Here is a 6,332-nt window from a genome sequence, read left to right on the forward strand (position 1 = left end):
GGTCGGTGCAGGGAGCAGCTCGTTGCGGGGCGGAGCGGACCGGTCGGGCGACCGGTCCGCTCGGCGGGGCGCGTGCCTCGTCGCTCGTGCCCGCACGACCCAGACTCGCGCCGGGCATGACCCCCAGGTCACCCCACCGGGCACGGTGAGTGCGCGACGGCCCGCCGCTGGGGCCCCGGGACCCCGGCACTGGGTACCCGCCACGGGCGGGTCGGCACCGCGGCGCGCACCTGTGGCCGCCGCCCGTCGCGCGACGCGTCCGCGGCGCGGCAGGTGACACGCGCCGACCCGGCTAGCGTGGACACCCATGGAAGCCCTGGACGACGTCGCGCGGAGGGTCGCCGGCTACCTCGCCGACGGCGTCAGCGTCGAGCTCGTCGGCCTGCGCGGCTCCGGGCGCAGCCAGACCGTCCGGCGCGCGACCGACCTGCTCGGCGACGACGGCGTCGCGACCCTGCGTCTCGCGGGCGTCGTCGCCCTGCGCGACCGGCCCCTCGCCGCGCTCGCCGCGAGCGGGCTGCCGATGCCCGCCGGACCGACCACCGTCGCGGGTGCGGCGGCCGCGATCCTCGACGTCGTGACGTCCCGCGACCGCGTGGTCGTCGCGGTCGACGACGCGGACGACCTGGACGACGCCAGCATCGGCGCGCTCATGGTGGCCCGCACCCGGCAGCCGTTCGCCGTCGTCGCGAGCGGCCGACCGTCGGGCCGGCGCCGGTCCACCGCCCCCGCCCTGACGACGGAGATGCAGCCCGGCGTGCGCGTCACCCTCGCCCCGCTGCGCTTCGAGCAGCTGCACCGGCTCGTGCACGACCTGCTCGGCGGGCCCGTCGACCCAACCCTCGTCGCCCGCGTCGCGACGAAGTCCGGCGGGCTGCCCGGGCTGGTCCGCGCGGTCGTCGACACCGGCCGACGCACCGGACGGCTCGTCGAGAGCGGCGGGATGTGGGTCTGCCCCGGCGAGCTGTGGAGCGACGAGCTCGCGCACGCTGTCGAACCGCTGCTCGTCGACGTCGACGACGACGGCCTCGACGTCCTGACGATCCTGTCCGTGGCCGGGGCCGTCGACCTCGTGACCCTCGCCGGCGCCACGTCGTGGGACGCGCTGAACCGGCTCGACGACGCCGGGCTCCTCACCGTCGCCGGGGGACCCGACGCCCCCGTCGTGGGCGTGTACCCGCCGATCGTCGCCGAGCACGTCCGCCGCACGACCACGGCCACCCGGCGCACGCAGGCCGCCCTGGCCGCCCGCCGCGCCGACCCGCACCCCCGGCCGACCGCGCCCGGGGAGCCGGGCGACTGGTCCGTCGGCGGGGGAGCGGTGCTGCTCAGCCGGCGCGTCACCGAGCACTGGGCCGACGAGGTGCGGGCCCGGCGGACCGGCTGGGAGTCCCACCGCGGACCCGCCACCGCCGTACCGCTGCTCACCGCCCTGCACGCGGCATCCGCGACGCGCACCGCGATCGACGACGTCGTCGCCCGGACCGACCTCGACCTCGACGACGACGAGTCCCGCGCGCTCCTCGCGACGTGGCACGCCACCTACCAGGCCTTCGACGGGCACGACGTCGGGCGGGCGACCGCGACGCTGCGGTCCGAGGCCGCGCACGTGCCCGCGTTCGACGCGTTCCTGCGCTCGGTCGAGGCCCACCTGCGGTTCGTCCGGGAGGGACGCCCCGCCGACGGGCTGCTCGCACCACCGGCGCCCGACGAGCACCGGTTCGGCGCCGAGGGCCTCGACGCGGTCGGCATCGAGGTCGCCCTCGCGGCAGGCCGGCCCCGCGCCGCCCTCGCCGCGCTCGAGCCGTACGCGCCGCACTACCCGTTCTTCGCCCGGCACGGCGACATCTGCCGCGGACTCGGGCTCGTCCTCGCCGGGCAGGTCGACGACGGCGTCGCCTGGGCGCTCGACCGACTCGCCGAGATGCGCGACCAGCTCGACCCGGGCCCGATCCAGGCGCACGCCTATGTCGCGGGCCTCGGCCTCGCGCTCGCCGGGCGGCTCCAGGAGTTCGAGGACCTCCTCGCCGACGTCCTGACGCTCGCCGCCGCCCCGACCCTGCACACCCACTACCAGGCGGGCCTGCTGTGCCTCGCGTCCGTCGTCGCCGGGTGGCGGGGGCGGACCGCGTACGCGCAGGCCCTCGCCGCGCAGGTCCGCGACCTCAGCGCGGACGTCGGACCGTTCCCCGTCATGCTGCCGAGCACCCTGCTGGCCCTCGTGCGCGGCGCGGGCGGCGACGACGTGCACGACGAGCTCTGGGCCGCCGCCGACGAGTGCTTCACGCGCGGCTACCTCGCCTCGGGCCTCATCGTCGGGATCGCCTCGGTCGAGCGCCGACCCGTCGCCGACCGGGCCGAGCGCCTCGCGCACGAGGCGACCGCCACCGATGGGCTCCTGCTGCCCGCCCTCGGGCGGTACGCGCTCGCGCTCCGCGACGGCGACCCCGCGGCGCTCGCGGCGTGCGGCGACGAGCTCGCACGTGCCGGGAGCAGGCTCTTCGCGGCCCGCGCCGGCATCGGCCGCGCCCGGGCGCTGCGCCGGCAGGGCGACCTCGCGGGTGCGGCGGTGCAGGCGGTGGCGACGTGGCGCGAGTTCCAGGAGTTCGCGCCCGAGCAGAGCGGGCTGTTCCTGCCGCTCGCCCGCGCGGTCGACCTCTCGCCGCGTGAGCGGGAGATCGCCGCGATGGTGGGGGCGGGCATGGTGACCGCCGCGATCGCCGCGGCGCTGCACCTGTCGGTCCGCACCGTGGAGAACCACATCTTCAGCGCCTACCGCAAGGTCGGTGTCGACAACCGCGACGCGCTCGCGGAGGCCGTCACGACCTGGCTCGTCGCCCCCGAGGACTGAGCCGCTACCTGGCAGCACCCTGGCCGGTCCCCGGTCGCCGTCACCGCGCTACTCAGCGTGCCGCGCCGCGCCCGCAACCGGGCGGGTGGCCGGGTTCGCTGGACCGCAGAGGCGCCCACCGGGGGTGCCGTGACGGAGGTCGGGATGTCCACGGAGCACACGAGCGGCCGGCGGGTCGAGGAGCAGGCGCACCACGAGGAGCGGGCCAGGCGACGCAAGGCCGTGGTCGCGTGGGGCGCGGTCGCGGGGGTCGTGGTCCTCGCCACGACCGCGGCGTTCACCGACGTCGCGCGCCTCAACCTCGGCACCGAGGGGCTCGGCGGCGTGGACGCGACCTACGACCTGCAGGTCGCGGGCACGGACGTCGACGGGCGCGTGGTGCCGGGCACGTGGCAGCAGGCCGACGCGGCCGAGGGCGTCCCGCTCTTCGTCGAGGGTGCGCAGTCGATGTTCCCCGGCTCCGCCCCGGTCACGGTCGAGGTGCCCGTGCGCAACGCGTCGCCGGTGCTCGACTCCAGCCTCGGCCTGACCCTCGCGACGCTCGCCGACGACGAGGCCGCCGGACGGGTGACCGACGCGACGTACCTGGGTCAGCTGCGGTTCGACGTGGACATGCCCGCGACGAGCATGTCGGCCGCCCCGGTGACGCACGACGGCCTCACCGCGGCCGAGCTCGTCGCGCTGCCCCTGAACGACCTCGCCGCGGGCGAGGAGAGCGTCGTGGTCGTGACGATCTCGCTGCTCAGCCTGGAGGACGGGTCGAACCCCGGCGCGGACAACGTCCTGTCGGGCAAGGGGGCGGCGCTGCAGGCGCAGCTCCACGGCTCGTCGGTCTCCTGACCACGCACCGCGGCGGGCACGGCCCGGGCGCCCAGCCGTCCGGCGCCGTGCCCGTCGGGCCCGCCCGGCGGCGCTGGGTCCGGGCGGTCGCGGCCGCCGGGCTCGTCGTCGCGCTCGCCTCGACCTGGTGCGTCACCTCGACGTCGGCCGCCTTCAGCGACCACGCGGCGGCCCGCCTCGGGTCGGCGGGGACGGTCGGCGGCGCGTACGACCTCGCGGTCCGCACCGCCGACGGGACCCTCCACGAGGGCCACCCGACGGCGGTCACGCTCGACACGACGGGCCTGGGCCGTGTCCCGGCCCGCGGTGCCGGTCCCGAACCCGTCGTGACCCTCGCGGTCGTCACGACGACCGAGGCCACCGGGCCCGTCACCCTCACCCTCGCGAGCGCCCGCCCCGCCGCCCCCGCCGACCCCGGCACCGGGACGAGCGCCGACCCGTTCGACCAGGTCCTCGCGACCGTGAGCGTCGACGGCACGGTCGTGGCCGACCACGTGCCGGCGGCGGCGCTCGGCGCCGTCCGCCTGGACGGCTGGGAGAGGGACGTCCCGCGGGAGGTCGCGGTCGCGTTCGCCCTCCTGCCGGGCCCCCAGGGCAACCCCTACTACTACGACCGGGAGCTGCAGGTGCGGATCACGCTGACCGGGAGCACGACGTGACCCCCCGCCGCGCGCTCGCTGCCGTCGGCGCGCTCGCCGTCGTCGTCGGCGCCGCCCTCACCTCCACGACGACGGCCGCGTACCACGACACGGTCGCCGCGCAGACCCCGGAGGGTGGGCTGCGGACCGCGACCCACGCGTACACCCCGCAGCAGACGTACCTGGCCGGGACCGCGACGGCGCTCGGCGACGACGGGTCGATCGCGGTGTGGGGCTACCGCGGGAACGGCCTGTCGGGCACCGGCGCCACCACCGTCGCGTCGTCCGCCCCGGTGACGGTCCTCACCCTCCCGCACGACGGCCACCCCGCCGGGCGCCGGTCGGCGGTGCGGCTCGCCGGGGTCAGCCTCGACAACTTCTTCGCGACCGACCCCGCCTACACCGGCCTCGCGGCGCTGTCCGACGACGGCCGCGTCTACACCTGGGGCGGGAACCAGGTCGCGCACGTCATGGGACGGCCCGGCCCGTGGACCACGCCCGGCCAGGTCGCGATCCCGGACCACGTCGTCGACCTGGTCTCGACCGCGTCGGTCTTCGTCGCGCTGACCTCGACCGGCGACGTCTACACCTGGGGCTACGCGCAGGGCCGAGGCGTCACCGGGCAGGGCACGCTCACGGCGTCGAGCGCCGCACCGACGCGCATCCTCACCGGCGTGCACTCCGTCGGCGCCGGGGTCTGGAACGCCTGGGCGATCCGCGGTGACACGGTCGCGGGCGACGCGACGACCGGCGTCCAGTGGTGGGGCTGGGCCAACGCCGGCACGTTCGCGACCGACCCGTCGGGAGACCGCGGGAGCACCTCGCGGGCCGTCCCGACCCAGTCCGTCGCCCTGTCCGCGCTCACGACCACCGGCTGTGCCCGGCCCGGGGTCGTCGCCGGCTCCCCGCAGGACACCTGCCGGGTCCGCACGCTGACCGGTCACTACTACGGCAACCAAGCCCTCCTCGACGACGGCACGCTCCTCACCTGGGGCGACGAGGGCGAGTGGGGCACCGGCCGGACCGGCGACGAGAGCCGGCCGACACCTCTGGTGCTCGCGCCCGGCGTCACCGCCGTCCAGGTCGCCGACACCGAGGACTACGTCCTCGTGCGCGGGTCCGACGGCTCGGTGTACGCGTATGGCCGCTACGCCTGGGCGTGGGGACCGCACCCCACGACCGGCGCCACCTCCAACGTCAACCTGCGCACCCCCACCCGGCTGGCCGCGCTCGGCGACCGGGTCGCGCACGTCGCGGGCCACGGCTACACGGGGCACGCCCTGCTGACCGACGGCGCCCTCGTCAGCTGGGGCGGCAGCGACCAGGGCGGCAGCGACAACACCCACCGGCCGGTCCGCGACGGATACGCCACCACCACGACCGGCACGACCACGTCCGCGGGGCTCACCCGGTTCGTCATGCCGGGGACGGGAGCCACCCCATGACCACCCCACCCGCCACGCGCCGCCCCGCCCGGGCCTGGCACCGTCGACCCGGTCGCCGCACCACCGTCGGGGTCGTCGCCGTCGCCCTCGCCGGCGGCGCGGTCCTCGGGTCCACGACCACGACGTCCGCCGCGTACACCGACGACGCCACGCTGCGCCTCGGCAGCACGGGCCTCGGGTCGACCGCGCCGTTCGACGTCGTCCTCGTCGAGGACGGCACCGCACGGCAGGCCGGTCCCGGTGCCGAGGTCCGCCTGCCCGGTGCGGAGGACGGGCTGGTGCCCGGCCGCACCGTCGAGCACGAGCTCGTCGTCGCCAACAACGACCCCCACGTCGCCGCCGCGCTGACCCTCACCGTCGACGCCGCACCCGTGCCTGGCACCCCCGACATCACGCCCCACCTGCGCGTCACCGTCCTCGCGCAAGACGGCACCGCGCTCGCGGGCGACCCCGCGGCCCCGGCGGCGGGCGCCCTCCCCGGCACCCCGGTGGCCGTCGGCGTCGTCGGCTCGCGCGGTGCGGGGCCGGTCGCGGACGGTGCGCCGTGGGCCGCGGGTG

At 77.3% G+C, this 6,332-nt stretch carries 5 protein-coding genes; all 5 read left to right on the forward strand.

The window, feature by feature from the left end:
• The first annotated feature begins 307 nt into the window (after positions 1-307).
• Positions 308-2,851, forward strand: a complete 2,544-nt coding sequence (locus tag CBZ_RS22040) for a helix-turn-helix transcriptional regulator (protein ID WP_130782754.1) — start codon at positions 308-310, stop codon at positions 2,849-2,851.
• Positions 2,852-2,995: 144 nt separating this feature from the next.
• Positions 2,996-3,691 (forward strand): hypothetical protein, encoded by a 696-nt coding sequence (locus tag CBZ_RS17475; protein ID WP_130782755.1) that lies wholly within the window; start codon positions 2,996-2,998, stop codon positions 3,689-3,691.
• A gap of 47 nt (positions 3,692-3,738) precedes the next feature.
• The gene (locus tag CBZ_RS17480) at positions 3,739-4,350 is read left to right on the forward strand and encodes a hypothetical protein (RefSeq protein ID WP_130782756.1); all 612 of its coding nucleotides are present in this window, start codon (positions 3,739-3,741) and stop codon (positions 4,348-4,350) included.
• Complete coding sequence (locus CBZ_RS17485; protein ID WP_130782757.1) at positions 4,347-5,774, forward strand: RCC1 domain-containing protein; 1,428 nt, start codon at positions 4,347-4,349, stop codon at positions 5,772-5,774. The genes CBZ_RS17480 and CBZ_RS17485 overlap by 4 nt, the downstream gene beginning before the upstream one ends.
• Positions 5,771-6,332 (forward strand): hypothetical protein (locus CBZ_RS17490; RefSeq protein WP_218022809.1); only part of this gene is annotated, 562 nt, incomplete at its 3' end. The genes CBZ_RS17485 and CBZ_RS17490, both read left to right, overlap by 4 nt.

It is taken from the genome of Cellulomonas biazotea, from assembly GCF_004306155.1.
Taxonomy (GTDB): Bacteria; Actinomycetota; Actinomycetes; order Actinomycetales; family Cellulomonadaceae; genus Cellulomonas; species Cellulomonas biazotea.